The 14,071-nt window shown below is 69.5% G+C and carries 12 protein-coding genes; 5 read left to right on the forward strand and 7 right to left on the reverse strand.

What is annotated here, in order from left to right; genetic code table 11:
- Positions 1-167 precede the first annotated feature (167 nt).
- The 5 genes from DLJ59_RS34000 to ptsP are packed head-to-tail and all read left to right on the forward strand — an operon-like array spanning position 168 to position 3,891.
- Positions 168-476 carry a PTS sugar transporter subunit IIBC family protein gene (locus DLJ59_RS34000; protein WP_124778212.1) on the forward strand — a complete coding sequence of 103 codons (309 nt, stop codon included), beginning with the start codon at positions 168-170 and terminating at the stop codon, positions 474-476.
- Positions 469-903, forward strand: a complete 435-nt coding sequence (locus DLJ59_RS34005; RefSeq protein ID WP_124778213.1) for a PTS mannitol transporter subunit IIA — start codon at positions 469-471, stop codon at positions 901-903. Before DLJ59_RS34000 ends, DLJ59_RS34005 begins: the two co-directional genes overlap by 8 nt.
- The gene (locus DLJ59_RS34010) at positions 900-1,940 is read left to right on the forward strand and encodes a zinc-dependent dehydrogenase (RefSeq protein WP_124778214.1); all 1,041 of its coding nucleotides are present in this window, start codon (positions 900-902) and stop codon (positions 1,938-1,940) included. Before DLJ59_RS34005 ends, DLJ59_RS34010 begins: the two co-directional genes overlap by 4 nt.
- A gap of 9 nt (positions 1,941-1,949) precedes the next feature.
- Entirely contained in the window at positions 1,950-2,225 is a 276-nt protein-coding gene (locus tag DLJ59_RS34015; protein WP_124778215.1) for an HPr family phosphocarrier protein, read from the forward strand.
- The gene (gene ptsP / locus DLJ59_RS34020) at positions 2,218-3,891 is read left to right on the forward strand and encodes a phosphoenolpyruvate--protein phosphotransferase (RefSeq protein WP_124778216.1); all 1,674 of its coding nucleotides are present in this window, start codon (positions 2,218-2,220) and stop codon (positions 3,889-3,891) included. The genes DLJ59_RS34015 and ptsP overlap by 8 nt, the downstream gene beginning before the upstream one ends.
- A gap of 83 nt (positions 3,892-3,974) precedes the next feature.
- Here the strand turns inward: ptsP and zwf are convergent, their stop codons facing one another.
- From zwf to DLJ59_RS34055, 7 genes are all read right to left on the reverse strand, one after another.
- Positions 3,975-5,468 carry a glucose-6-phosphate dehydrogenase gene (gene zwf / locus DLJ59_RS34025; protein WP_124778217.1) on the reverse strand — a complete coding sequence of 498 codons (1,494 nt, stop codon included), beginning with the start codon at positions 5,466-5,468 and terminating at the stop codon, positions 3,975-3,977.
- 1,164 nt (positions 5,469-6,632) lie between these two features.
- Positions 6,633-7,532 carry an ROK family protein gene (locus tag DLJ59_RS34030; protein ID WP_124778218.1) on the reverse strand — a complete coding sequence of 300 codons (900 nt, stop codon included), beginning with the start codon at positions 7,530-7,532 and terminating at the stop codon, positions 6,633-6,635.
- A 98-nt stretch (positions 7,533-7,630) separates the two neighbouring features.
- Positions 7,631-9,091 (reverse strand): argininosuccinate lyase, encoded by a 1,461-nt coding sequence (locus DLJ59_RS34035; protein ID WP_124778219.1) that lies wholly within the window; start codon positions 9,089-9,091, stop codon positions 7,631-7,633.
- Between the two features lie 46 nt (positions 9,092-9,137).
- A complete protein-coding gene (locus DLJ59_RS34040) occupies positions 9,138-10,010 on the reverse strand; it encodes a creatininase family protein (RefSeq protein WP_124778220.1) in 873 nt (290 codons plus the stop codon).
- Positions 9,998-11,746, reverse strand: a complete 1,749-nt coding sequence (locus tag DLJ59_RS34045; protein ID WP_124778221.1) for an ABC transporter permease — start codon at positions 11,744-11,746, stop codon at positions 9,998-10,000. Before DLJ59_RS34045 ends, DLJ59_RS34040 begins: the two co-directional genes overlap by 13 nt.
- On the reverse strand, positions 11,743-12,816 hold the full coding sequence (locus DLJ59_RS34050; RefSeq protein WP_124778222.1) for an ABC transporter ATP-binding protein: 1,074 nt from the start codon (positions 12,814-12,816) through the stop codon (positions 11,743-11,745). Before DLJ59_RS34050 ends, DLJ59_RS34045 begins: the two co-directional genes overlap by 4 nt.
- A gap of 62 nt (positions 12,817-12,878) precedes the next feature.
- Positions 12,879-13,931, reverse strand: coding sequence for an extracellular solute-binding protein (locus tag DLJ59_RS34055; RefSeq protein ID WP_124778223.1), 1,053 nt, complete (start codon positions 13,929-13,931; stop codon positions 12,879-12,881).
- Positions 13,932-14,071 lie beyond the last annotated feature (140 nt).

Consider the following 14,071-nt stretch of genomic DNA (forward strand, 5'->3'; position numbering starts at 1 on the left):
CTACCGTCACCGTCCGGGTTATGGCAATCTGATCAGCCAGCGGAGCTCCAGGTTCAAGGGCGTCTTAGAGTGACCACCCTCTATACCGGAGCTCCGCTGCTTTACGTCCTAGACACGCCTTGACACCCCGACTAACCGCCTAACTGAACGGCGTTGGGTCTAGAGATATGTCCACCATCAACGGCACCGAGATCAAGAAGGTCGTCGTGGCTTGCGACGCCGGCATGGGCAGCAGCGTGATGCTGGCCAGCCAACTTCGGCGACAACTGGCGAAGAACGCGGTGACCGTCGAACACACGCCGGTCAACTCGATCCCGGCGGACGCGGACGTGGTCATCTGCCACCAGGGGCTCGCCGCGCGGGCCCGGGTCAGCGCACCCGACAAGGTGATCGTGCCGATCCAGGTGTTCATCGGCGACCCGGCCGTCACCAGGGTCGTGAACGCGGTACAGCGCGGTGGTGAGCTGAGTGGCTGAGCTGCTGGCCCGTGACGCGATCCGGCTCGACGAGCGGGCCGGATCGCGGGACGAGGCGATCAGCCGCTGCGGCGCGGTACTCGTTGAGGTCGGCGCGGTCGCCCCGGCGTACGTGGACGCGATGCTCGCCCGCGAGCAGAGCGTCTCCACGTACATCGGAGAGGGCGTCGCCATCCCGCACGGCACGCTGAACAGCAAGGAGTCGGTCCAGCGCGACGCCCTCGCGGTGCTGCGCTTCCCCGATGGCGTCGACTGGGACGGCTTCGACGTGCGGGTCTGCGTCGCCATCGCCGCAGCCGGCGACGGGCACGTGGACATCCTGGCCCAGCTCGCCTCGGTGCTGATGGACCCGGCGCAGGCGCAGCGGCTACGAGAGTCGGCGAGTGTCGATGACGTGATCACCATCCTTGAAGGGAAGCCCTTGTGAAGGTTGTCCGATTCCACGCACCCGGTGACGTCCGCATCGAGGACGCGCCCGAGCCCACGCCGGGCCCCGCCGACGTGAAGATCCGCGTCCGCGCCTGCTCCACCTGCGGCACCGACGTGAAGATCTCCCGCTTCGGCCACCACCACATCGCCCCGCCGCGCGTCATGGGCCACGAGATCGCCGGCGAGATCATCGAAGTCGGTGGCGACGTCACCGGCTGGCGGCCGGGGGACCGGGTCCAGGTCATCGCCGCCATCCCGTGCGGTAACTGTGCCGAGTGCCGGCGCGGCCGGATGACCGTCTGCCCCAACCAGGTGTCGATGGGGTACCACTTCGACGGCGGGTTCGCCGAATACCTGGTCGTGCCGCACAACGTCCTCACCGTCGACGGACTCAACCGGATCCCCGAGGGACTCAGCTTCGCCGAGGCATCCGTCGCCGAGCCTCTCGCCTGCGTCCTCAACGGCCAGAACCTCGCCGATGTGGGGGAGGGCGACGACGTGGTCGTCGTGGGCTCCGGCCCGATCGGCTGCCTGCATGTCCGCCTGGCCCGCTCGCGCGGCGCGGCCCGGGTGTTCCTCGTCGACCTCAACCGCGAACGCCTCGACCTGGCCGCCAACCTGGTCCAGCCGGACGCGGCGATCTGCGGTGCCGAGACCGACGTCGTCGACGCGGTGCTCAAGCTCACCGAGGGCCGGGGTGCCGACGTCGTCATCACCGCCACGGCCGCCGGCGTCGCCCAGGAGCAGGCGGTGCAGATGTCCGCGCGGCAGGGCCGGATCAGCTTCTTTGGCGGCCTGCCGAAGGACAAGCCCGTCATCTCCCTGGACTCCAACCTGGTGCACTACCGCGAACTGACCATCGTCGGTGCCAACGGCTCCAGCCCGGAGCACAACAAGGAAGCGCTGCGACTCATCGCCAACGGCTCCGTGCCGGTCGCCGACCTCATCACCCACCGCCTGCCGCTCGACCGCGCCCTCGATGCCTTCGGCATCGTGGCGCGCGGCGAAGCGATCAAGGTGACGATCGAACCATAGGAGGATCCGTTGCCCACCAGAACAGTCCTCGTCGGTTCCGCCAGCGGGCTGCACGCCCGCCCGGCGGCACTCTTCGTCGCCGAGGCGGCGAAGCAGCCGGTGCTGGTCACCATCCGCACCGGCGACAAGAAACCCGTGCCGGCCCGCAGCATGCTCGCCGTGCTGTCGCTCGGCGCCAAGAAGGGCACCGAGGTCACCCTGGAGGCCGACGGCGACGACGCGCAGGCCGCCGTCGACACCCTGGCCGATCTCCTCGAACGTGATCTGGACGCTGTCGATGCGTGAACTTCGGGGGATCGGGGCCAGCCCCGGTGGTGCGGCGGGGCCGGTTTACCGGCTGGCCCCGCCTCCGGCCCTGCCGCCGTTGGTGGAGCCCGTTGATCCCGAAGCCGAGAAGACGGCCGTCCGGGCCGCGGTCCTCGCCGTCGCCGCCGACCTGACCCGTCGCGCCGACACCGCCCTGGAAGCGACCGCCGCCGAGGTCCTGCGCGCGCAGGTCATGATGGCGCAGGACGAGACGCTTATCGACGCGGCCGACATCGCCATCGACGGCGGTGCGGACGCGCCGCACGCGATCACCGACGTGCTCGCCGGGCACCGGGCCGTCTTCGAAGCCGCGGGCGGGTACCTCGCCGAGCGGGTCAGCGACCTCGACGACCTGCGGGACCGCCTCGTCGCGGCATGCCTGGGGCAGCCGATGCCGGGCGTGCCGGACCCTGGCCATCCGTACCTGCTCATCGCCCGCGACCTGGCGCCCGCCGACACCGCCGGCCTCGAACCGGCCATGGTGCTGGGCCTGGTCACGGCCGAGGGCGGACCGACCAGCCACACCGCGATCCTGGCCCGGACACTCGGTATCCCGGCCGTGGTCCGCTGCGCGGGCATCCTGGACGTGGCCGACGGGGCGTTGGCCAGTCTCGACGGCGCGAGCGGCGTCGTGGTGGCCGGCGTCTCCGCGGAGACGGTGACCACTGTCAACGCGGACCGGCTCGCGGAGATCGAACGCCGCGCCCGCTCCCATGGCCCCGGGCGGACCGCGGATGGCCATCCTGTTGCGCTACTGGCCAACATCGGCTCCGCCCGCGACATCACCGGTGAGGTGGAAGGCGTCGGCCTGTTCCGCACCGAGCTGCTCTACCTCGACCGCGTCGACCCGCCGTCGCACGAAGAACAGGTCGCCGCGTACCGCGACGTCTTCGCCGCGCTGCCCGGCCGCAAGGTCGTCGTGCGCACCCTCGACGCCGGTGCCGACAAGCCGCTGCCGTTCCTGCGTCTGGCCGATGAACCCAACCCTGCGCTGGGCGTCCGCGGTCTGCGGGTCGCCCGGCAGGCACCTTCCGTGCTTACCGCACAGTTGGCCGCGATCGCAGCGGCGGCTGCTGCGACGGACGCCGACGTATGGGTAATGGCGCCGATGGTCGCGACGGTGGCGGAGGCTGCAGCATTCACCGAGTCCTGCCGCGAGCATGGCCTGCCGACCGCCGGCGTGATGATCGAGGTGCCGGCCGCGGCCCTGCGCGCCAGCCAGCTAATGTGCCACGCGGACTTCCTCAGCGTCGGCACCAACGACCTCAGCCAGTACACGTTCGCAGCTGACCGCATGTGCGGCGACCTCGCTGACCTGCTCGACCCGTGGCAGCCCGCGCTGATCGCGCTCCTCGCATCCTGCGCGGCAGCCGGCGTCGAGGCGGGTAAGCCAGTCGGCGTGTGTGGAGAGTCCGCGGCAGATCCCAGTTTCGCCCTGGTACTGGCGGGCCTGGGCATCACCAGCCTGTCCATGGCGCCCCGCAGCATTCCGGCGGTGCGCGAGTCCCTGGCCGCGCACACCGTGAACGAGTGCCGCCAGATCGCCGAGGCGGCCCTTGCTGCCCCCAGCCCGGAGGCAGCAAGGGCGGCGGCGGCCGGTGCTTCGCGCCAGCTCCGGTTCGGCGACGGCGTGTCCGTGCGGTGAGCGGGTGAGGTGGAGGTGCCGCGTTTCGACGGTGAGACCAAGCGATAGGGCTCAGCAGCGCGGTCACACTCGTTGTGGCAGGGTCATGCGGAGTTGCGCCACTTGCGGCCGTTCCGGCCGATGAGCCGGTCGGCGTCGGTCGGGCCCCAGGAGGCGGCCTCGTAGGTGGGGATCGGCGAGTTGTCCTTCGCCCAGTTGTCGATGATCGGGTCGACGATCCGCCAGCACTGTTGCACCTCGTCGCTGCGGATGAACAGCGACGCGTCACCGATCAGCGCGTCCAGGAGCAGACGCTCGTACGCCTCCGGGGACTCCTCGACGAACGTCTGGTCGTAGGAGAACTCCATTGTGGCGGTGCGGACCCGGAAGGAGTGGCCCGGCACTTTGGCGCCGAAGCGCAGCGAGATGCCCTCGTTCGGCTGGATCCGCAGGATCAGCGCGTCGGCATCGAGGCCGGTGAGCTGGTCGGTCGGGATCGGCAGGTGCGGCGGCCGTTGGAACTGCAGTGCCACCTCGGTGAGCCGGGCCGGCAAACGCTTGCCGGTGCGTACGTAGAACGGCACCCCGGCCCAGCGCCAGTTGTCCACGTTGAGCCGCATAGCGGCGTAGGTCTCGGTCCGCGACAGGGGGTCGACGCCGGTCTCCTCGCGGTAGCCGGCCATCAGTTCTTGGCGGGTGCCGCCCCGGGTGTACTGTCCCCGGACCGCGGCCTCGGCGATGTCCCGGTCGGTGGGGAGCCGGATCGCCTGCAGCAGCTTCACCTTTTCGTTGCGCAGGCCCTCAGCCTCGAATGAGGCTGGTGGCTCCATCAGTGCCAGCGCGAGGACCTGGAGTACGTGGTTCTGCACGATGTCCCGCATCGCGCCGGCGTCCTCGTAGAAGCCGCCGCGGGTGCCGACGCCGAGGGTCTCGGCGACGGTGATCTGCACGTGGTCGACCCAGGAGCGATCCCAGATGGGTTGGAAGATCGAGTTCGCGAAGCGCAGCGCCAGCACGTTCTGGACGGTGTCCTTGCCCAGATAGTGATCGATGCGAAAGACCTGGTGCTCGTCGAACGCGCTGTGCACGACGCGGTCGAGCTCGCGGGCCGTGACCAGGTCGCGCCCGTACGGCTTCTCGATGACCAGGCGGGAGAAGGAGCCTTCGCGTGGCTGGTTGAGCCCGACACCAGCCAGTCCGTTGATCACCGGCTCGAAGGCTCCGGCCGGGGTGGACAGGTAGAAGAGCCGGTTGCCGGACGTGCCCCGCTGTGCGTCCAGCTCGTCGAGGGTCTCCACGAGCCGCTTGTAGGTCTCCGGGTCGTCGTAGCCGCCGGCCACGTACCGCACGCCGCCCTGGAGCTGGCGCTTGCTGGCGAGGGTGCGTTCGCCCAGGGCGCTCTCGGCGAACTGCTCGTCGGTCATCGGCGTGCGCGCGACGCCGACCAGCGCGAACTGGTCCGGTAGCCGCTCGTGCCGGGCCAGGCTCTCGACTGCGGGCAGCAGCTTGCGCCGGGTCAGGTCACCGGAAGCACCGAAGATCACCAGCGTGGCCGGCGGGGCACTCCGCTCCTGGATGAGCTGAGATGCGTGGTCCATGGTCTGCGTTCCTCCGGGCACAAGGGATGTGGGGTGGGGCTGGCGTGCTGTCAGGCCAGGAATTGTGCGGTTACGGCGGTGGTGTCCGGGGGCCACGCGGCGGGGTCCGGTGGTCGCGGAGCTTGAGCGTCGCATGCCGGGTTGACGGGTAGGCGACTCGGTGGCGATTCGGTCACCGCTCTTCCCGGGTGATGTCGACGAGGTCGGCCACATCGCCAGGGTACGGAGGCACCCGGTCCGCGTGCCATCCCGTGTTCGAATGCCGGCCGAGCTGCCGGCCGAGCGTCGAGATCCGTGCGCTTTCCACGTCGGGGTGGAACCGGCGGAGGCAGCATTGGGTCTCATAAACGTGATGACGCGAATTCGACTTGTCTCGGTGTTGGTGTGGACATCGCTGGCGGCTCTGACGGTGGCATGTGGGGCCGCCACTGAACCACCCACTGCAAGATCAGGTCTGACCTCTGAGCCCGAGCCGAGCACATCGAAACAGACGAGCACGGGTGGTGGTGATGCCGCCGTCTGGGATCTCGGGCTGGACCAGCGCCTTCAGAGATCGTCCACGAGGTTCACCGCCCTCGTCTCGCGACTGGACTGCAACAACGGGATCACGGGGGAGGTCTCGGCACCGGAAATCCACATCAGCGAGTCCGAGGTCGTCGTGACTTTCAGCGTCGCTCCGATGCGGCCGCATGCTGCAGCGTGCCCCGCCAACGATCAGGTTCCCTACACGGTCGATCTCGGTGAGCCTCTGCGGGACAGAGCGTTGGTGGATGGCCGGTGTCTGGCCGGCGGGGAAGCGGCAACTACGTCCTTCTGCGCCACTGGCCCCACGCGCTTCAGGCCGTGATGCCCATCTGGGCGCGTTTCCTCCTGGTGTCCCGCAACGCACTGACATACCGCGTCGCGTGGTTGTCGCCTCGCGACCATGTCAGGCGTCGTCCGAGGCCACGACGTCAAGCATCACCCAGCACGTAACCAAACCGGGGCGCGACCACCGGAACGGCCGGTCGGTCGAGGGTGGGTGTCCGACGACCGACGGACACCTGCCCTCGCCAACGACCGGAGCTTCGACGCTGGAACGTGGTCATTCGACTGCAGCGCACCAGCCTTCGGGAACATTTCGGTCAGGAGCAGACCCCCCGGGGTGGGAACGACCGGCAGCGCTCAGACGGGCGCGGGCAGGGCCTCCATGGCCATGGCGAGCGAACCGAGCAGCGCGGCGTCCTGGGCGAATGCCGACAGGACGATGTCCGGCCGGTACGGCAGCGCGTGGGTGAGCCGCTCGATGAGCAGCTCCCGCACCACCTCGTTGCCTGCGACGCTGCCGACCAGCACGATCCGCTGCGGGTCGAGCAGGAGACAGCAGGTGACGAGTTGGCGGGCCAACTCGTCGACGCGCTGACGCAACTCGTCGCGGGCCCGGCCGGGCTGCGCTGCGGCGGTGCAGAGCGCGGCGGCCTGGCCGGTCAGCCCCAGCCGCTGCGCCAGCTCGTCCAGGGCTCGACCGGAGAAGGTCGTCTCCAGCATCGGCTCCAGGCCGGCGGGCCAACTGTGGTCGGTCAGACCGTAGGCGATCTCCCCGGCCGCACCGTGGAAACCGGCCATCACCTCGCCGCCGACCGTCACCGCCGCGGCCACCCCGGTCCCGATGCCGATCACCAGGCCCGGATCGATACCTCGCAGCGCACCGAGGCGCAGCTCGGCGTAGGCGGCCGCGTTGAGGTCGTTCGACACCCGCACGGAGGTCAGCCCGAGGTGGGCGCGGACCGCGTCGGCCAACCGCAGCTGCTCCCAGCCGGGTACGTTCGGCGCCAGTTCGATGTCGTGGTCGTGGACCACCCCGGGGGAGGCGATGCCGGCCGCCACGAGCGTGCCGCCGGTGCGGGCCACGAGTTCCCGGGCCCGGTCGAGAGCCCGGGTGAGGGCCTGCTGCGCGCCTTGCTCGGCGTGCGTGGGCAGTCGCTCGGAGACGAGCAGCCGACCGTCGGCGTCGCCCACACCGATCGCCATCTTCGTGCCGCCGAAATCGACGCCGAGCAGCCGCGGGATTGCCGATTGTTCCATGGTGATGTCAGATCGCCCTTCGGGCCGTCGGTCCAGGCTGTGCCGCGGTCGCGGCGACACAACATTCTTGTTCACGCGGTGCTGCGTCTGTTGCCCCGTCACCGGCCCACCCTCGCCGCGACCGCCTCGGCCAGCGCCTCGTCGGCACGGGCCAGGCGGTCCCGGAACGCATCCACCCGTGCCGATACCGCGGCCAGCATGGTACGCAACTGCGCGACCTGTTCCCGTACGGCCGCTTCTCCCGGGCCGTCGGCCTGGGCCCGGCCGAGCACGAATTCCGGGTGGACCGCGGCGGCCAGCAGGTCCCGGATCGCGGCCTCGTCGAGCTGGTCGGCCAGACCGAGGTCGGCGGCGGTCGACCGGACGTCCTGTTCGGTCCAGGTGGCCGGCGGGCCGGTCCGCACCAGTCGGCCGAGCAGCGAGTGGGCGCCCCGGAACGGAACGCCGTGGCGGGCCAGCGCGTCGGCGGCGGCCGTCGTGGTGGCACCCGAGGCGACGATCTCCTCGCTGGTCGGCGGACGCAGCGGGTCCAGCTCCGCGATCAGCCCGCCGAGCAGGGAGAAGAACCGGTACGCCCGGTCGTCACCGTCCCAGAGCCGGGCCTGCACGTCGGTGGTGGCGTTGTTGGAGTCCTCCCACCAGGCGGCACCGACGTTGTTGAGCACGCTGACGGCATCGCCCGCCGCTGCGCCGGCCATCGAGACGAGGTGTTCCAGCACTACCGGGTTGCGCTTCTGCGGCATGATGCTGCTGCCCTGGGTGAACGAGCCGGGGGTGACGACCCAGCCCCAGCTCAGCCAGTCCATCAGGGTGCGGGCCAGCCGGGCGCCCGTGGCGAGGGCCTGCGCGTTGAGGGTGGCGACCCGGACGAGGTGGTCGGCGCCGGCCACCGCCTCGTACGAGTTGACGATGAGTCGCTCGAAGCCGAGCAGGTCCGCCAGGCGGCGGGGCGAGATGTCCAGGTCGGTGCCGGCGAAGGCGCAGGAGCCCAGGGGCGAACGGTTCATCTCGTCCAGCAGGTCGGCGTAGGCGAGCCCTTCGCCGGCCAGCGCCTCGGCGTAGCCGGCGAAGACATGCCCGATGCTCGTCGGCTGGGCGGGGCGGCGGTGGGTGTAGCCGGTTACCACCACGTCGGCGTGCCGGTCGGCCCGGTCCAGCACCGTCCGGCCGGTCGCGAGCATCGCGTCCAGCACCTGAAGGAGCTGATTGCGCAGCACCATCCGGAAGACGCCGGCGTCGAGATCGTTACGGCTGCGCGCGAGCTGCACGCTGAGCTGGGACACCTCGACCTCGCAGGCGGCGGCGAGGCGCTTCTCCAACGTGTAGTAGACGTCCTCGACGCTGCCGTCGTAGTCCAGGTCCTCGGGCCGGTCTTCGGCGAGGACGAGCAGCCCGCGCAGCATCATCGTGGCGGAGTCGGCGGGGATCAGCCCTTGTTCGGCGAGCATGACGACGTGGGCCTGGCTCGCCTTGACCATCGCGGGGTACAGGTGGGCGGCGTGGTGATCGAACACGACGCGCAGGTGGTGCTGCTGGTAGGTGGTCAGTGATGGGGTCATCGTGGTCTCCCAATGCGGTGCGTTGTCCTACGGGTGACGAGCAGGGTCATCCAGTGGCCGGGTCCGACCGGTCCCGTCCGCGCTGGTCGGAACGGGCGGCCTGGTTGGACGAGGCGGGCCGGTCCGCCCCAGGCGGGCCGGGTAGCGGCGAGGCCAGCCACGCCTCGATCACCTCACGCAGCCGCGCGCCGGCTAGCTGGCGGATCCGTCGCCCGGCCGACTCGTTGGCCAGCGAGACATGACCGGACCAGCCCTGCCACGGGTCGGGCCGCGACTCCACCAGCACGTACGGGTAGCCGGTGGCCAGCTTCGGCTTCGGCGGCAGGTCCGGTGTGTCGTCCAGGTGCACCGTCGCGGGGTCAAAGCCGATAACGGCCGAAGTCTCGTACGCTCCGCCGTGTCCCCGGGACGGCAGGGCGCCGAAGATCTCGCCCGTCTCGTCCGGGCTGACCAGCTGGAACCAGTTGGCGAGCAGCAGGCTCGCCAGGTGTCGGCCGGAGACCCACTCCATGGCGGCACGGACCGTGGAGAGGTTGGCGTCGTGACCATTGACCACGAGGAGCCGAGGGAAACCCGCCTCGACAATGCCGGCGAGCACGTCGCTGAGGTACCCGACGGCGATCTCGGGCCGTAGCGCCACCGTGCCCGGCCATGGCCGGGTCTGGCCGGGGCAGGCGGCGTACGGTGCGGCCGGGAAGAGCACGGCACGGGCGGACCCGGCAGCCAACTCTCCGGCGAATCCTTCGGCGAGGAGCAGGTCGGTGCCGAGTGGCAGGTGCGGGCCGTGCCACTCGACGGCGCCGACCGGTAGTACCGCGAGGTCCGCCGCCTCGGCCACAGCGGCGAGCGCGTGGCCGGGGACCCGGGTGATCGGCAGCAGCCCGCCCTCGGCCCGCCAGCGATCGATCAGTTCGTCCACTGAACGGCCTTCCTGGTCGCGGTGCGGCTGCTTTCCAGCCGGCCGGAGAACCACATCACCACGAAGATGAGCAGCACCTGGAGCATGCCGTACGCCGCCGCGGTACCGAGTTCGAAGGAGTACATCCGATTGTTGATCGCCACCGAGATCGGCACTGTGGAAGAGGTGTAGATCAGCACCGAGGCGACGAACTCGCCGACACCGTGCACGAACGCCAGCAGTCCGCCGGCGAGCACGCCGGGCAGCATCAGCCGCAGGGTGACGCTGCCGAAGGCCCGCGCCCAGGAGGCACCGAGGTTGCGCGCGGCCTCCTCCAACGACGGATCGATCAGTGCCAGGGCCGCTGAACTGGACCGGAACACGATCGGCAGGAACCGCACGAAGTAGGCCAGCGGCAGGATCCAGAAGGTACCGACCAGGACCTGCCCGAGACTGAAGGCGTTGCCGGTGCTGAACGCCGAGATCAGGTTGATCGCGACGACCGTTCCGGGCAGCGCCCACGCGATCATCACCGCCACGTCGAGAAGACCCCGCCCGACGAACCGCAGCCGTCGCACCGCGTACGCGATGAGCACGCCGATCCCCACGCAGCCGACGACCGCGATCAGGCTCATCTGCACCGAGTTGAGGATGGGCTGGAAGGCCTTGGGGTCGGAGAAGATCGTGACGAAGTTGTCGAGCGTGTACGTCGTCGGCAACACCTGGGTGGTCCAGGAACGGTTCTCGGAGAAGGCCACGAGCGCGATCGTGGCGACCGGTGCGAGCAGGACGATCGTGGCCAGCACCGAGGCGAGCGGGGCCAACCAGCGACCGATCGGATTGTTGATCTCCCGCCGGGTCGCCGAGATCCCCTTTGACTGCGACTGGTAGCTGCGCCGACCCTCGTACCACCGCATCGACAGCAGGAAGATGATGGAGACGATTCCCAGCACGGAGGCGTACGCCGAGGCCATCGGCAGGTCGCCGTTGGTGCGGTTGATGTAGATCTGCATCGTCATGGTCTGGCTGACGTTGAACAGCAGCGGCGCGGTGTACGACGCCAGCGAGGTCATGAAAACCAGCAGGGACGCCGAGACCAGCGCCGGGGTGAGCATCGGCAGCATGACGGTCCGCCAGACCCGCACCCGGCCAGCACCGAGGTTGTACGCCGCCTCCTCGACTGACGGGTCCATTCCGGCCAGCGCCGCGGCGGCGGCCAGGTAGAAGAACGGGTACATGGTGAACGTGTGCACCACGAGGACCCCGGCGATCCCGTCGAAGGCGAGGACCGGCTTGTCGGTGCCGAAGAGCGCCTGTAGTCCACGCGGCAGGATGCCGATGTTGCTGTAGAGCAGTTGGAAAGACACGGCACCGATCAGCGGCGGCAGCGCCGCCGGCACCAGGATGAACGCCTCGAGGAGCCGGCGCCCCCGGAAGGTGAACCGCTTGAGCAGGAAGGCCATCGAGACGCCGACGGTGCCGCAGAGCAGCACGCTCCCCGCCGAGATGAACAGCGAGGTGAGCAGGGACTGCCGGGCCACCCCGGAGGAGTTGAGGAACTGGAGGTAATTCTCCGTGCCGTCGGCACTGACGCTCTCGGCGAAGGTCGCGAACATCGGTTGTACGACGTAGCCCCACAGCACCAGGACGAGGGGCAGCACGAGCAGGTAGGGGAACCACCGTGAGCTGGCGCCGCCGCTCAGGCGCCTGCCGAGCCCGGTCAGCCAGCCGGGAGCGGGTAGGGAACGAACGGTCACGGTTGGACCACCCAGAGCCGTTCGGGTACGAGACGCAGACCCACGACGTCGCCGAGCTGGATGCCGACCGGTGCGTCGATCACCGCCGCCATCACGTCGGTGCCGTCGACGTCGACGCTGAGGTGAGTCGCCATGCCGGTGAACTCGATGTGGCTGATCCGGCCGCGCAGTGCCGACTCCTCGTCCGGACCGGCGATCGTGATGTGTTCCGGCCGCGCCGACACCAGCGCGGTGTCTCCCTCGGCGAGGCGGTGCCCCACGGCCGCGCCGACGTCGAGCGTCGCGCCGCCGGGCAGGCGTACCTCCACCCGGGTCTCCCTCGCGCTGACCACCGGCAGGCTCAGGACGTTGCTGCGTCCGATGAAGCGTGCCACGAACGCGTTCGCCGGCGTGTAGTAGACCTCATGCGGTGTGCCGACCTGCTGGACCCGGCCGGACTGCATGACGGCGATCCGGTCCGACATCGCCATCGCCTCGGCCTGGTCGTGCGTCACGTAGAGGCTGGTGATGCCGCTCTCCCGCTGGATCCGGCGGATCTCGGTGCGCGTCTCCTCACGGAGTTTCGCGTCGAGATTGGACAGCGGTTCGTCGAGCAGCAGGGTGCGGGGCCGGATGACCAGCGCCCGGGCCAGCGCGACCCGCTGCTGCTGACCGCCGGAGAGCGCGTCGATGCGGCGGTCGCCGTACCCGGTGAGGTGTACCTGGGCGAGGGCCTCCTCGACCCGGCGGGCCCGGTCCGCGCGGGGGACCCGGCGGACCTTCAGCCCGTACGCGACGTTCTGCGCGACCGACATGTGCGGAAAGAGCGCGTAGTTCTGGAACACCATGCCAGTGTCCCGTTTGTTCGGGGACCAGCGTGTCACGTCGTCATCGCCGAAGTGGATGTGCCCGGAGGTCGGAAAGTAGAACCCCGCCACCATCCGTAGGGTCGTGGTCTTGCCGCATCCGCTCGGTCCGAGGAGGGTGAAGAACTCACCGGCTCCGATGGTGATGGTGACGTTGTCGACCGCCGCCGCGTCGCTCGACGTGTCGAAGCGTTTGCTGACGGTTGCCAGCCGGACATCGATCATGTTTCTGGGTCCTTCCAGGACGGGGCCGGGTCGTGCCGTGGCACGACCCGGCCCCGGTCAACTCAGCCCTTGTCCTTGATCTCCGCGTTCCAGTGGTTGATCCAGGCCGTCTCGTTCTTGCCGATGACGTCCCAGTCCACGTCCATCGGTTTGAGGCCGAGATTGGCCAACCACTCCGGCTTCTCGGAGATTTCCACCGCGGGGATCTGGAAGTAGTCCTTGGCGAGCGTGGCCCGTAGCGAGTCGTCGAAGAGGAACTCGAGGAACTTCTGGGCCGCGGCGGTGTTGCCGCCCTTGACTGCGGCCACACCGTCGACGAGCACGGGGGCGCCCGAGGCCGGCATGACATAGCCGAACGGCATCTTCTTGTCGGCCTGCAGCAGGACGTCCTGCAGGTTCCAGGCGCTCAAGACGCCCTGCTCACGCGACATCTTCAGGTAGAGGTCTGCGGGGTTGGCGGCGTACTCGACGGTGTTGGTGTCGAGCTTGCGCAGCCAGTCGTAGCCCGGCTGGGGGTTGGACCCGTCGGCCGACAGGCGCTGGATCATCGAGGAGTAGATCGAGCGCATGGTGCCGGAGGCAGCCACGTCCCGGATGATGATCTTGTCTTTCCACTTCGGGTCGACCAGGTCGTCCCAGTCCTTCGGCGCCTCTTCCGGGCTCAGCGCCTTGTTGTTGTACATGATGACCTCGGGCAGCAGGATCTCGCCGTGCCAACGGCCCTGCGCGTCCTTGTACCGCGCGTCCATCTTCCCCGCGAACGAGGGCTGCCAGGCCTCCAGCAGGTTCTCCGTGGCGGCGGTGGCGAGGCCCTGCTGAGTGCCGCCCCACCACACCGACGCCTGCGGGTTGGCCTTCTCGGCGCGGACCCGCTCGAGCACCTCCTGGGCGCCCATGTTGAGCACCTCGACCTTGCCCTTGTACTCGGGGTTCTTCGAGGTGAACTGCTCGACGACGTAGTCGGTGACCGCCTTGTCGCGGGCGCTGTAGATGACGAACTTCTCGGCCGACGGGTTCGCGGACGAGCCGGTGTCGCTGTCGTCGCTGCTACCGCAGCCGGCGGTGGCAGCCAGCATCGCGCCGAGCGCGATCGCCATGACCCAGGGACGTCTCATTGTTACCTCCACTCACGGGGGATCTACGGGAAGGTTCTGAAAGCAGGTCGTAAATCGAACTCGTCGTGCCTAATGCGGTGGTTCGCCGGTCCGGGTTACGGCGTCGGGGATCGGGTCGTGCCCGGAGCGGGGTTCGGGGG

The sequence above is a fragment of the Micromonospora inaquosa genome, assembly GCF_003857055.1.
GTDB lineage: Bacteria > Actinomycetota > Actinomycetes > Mycobacteriales > Micromonosporaceae > Micromonospora > Micromonospora inaquosa.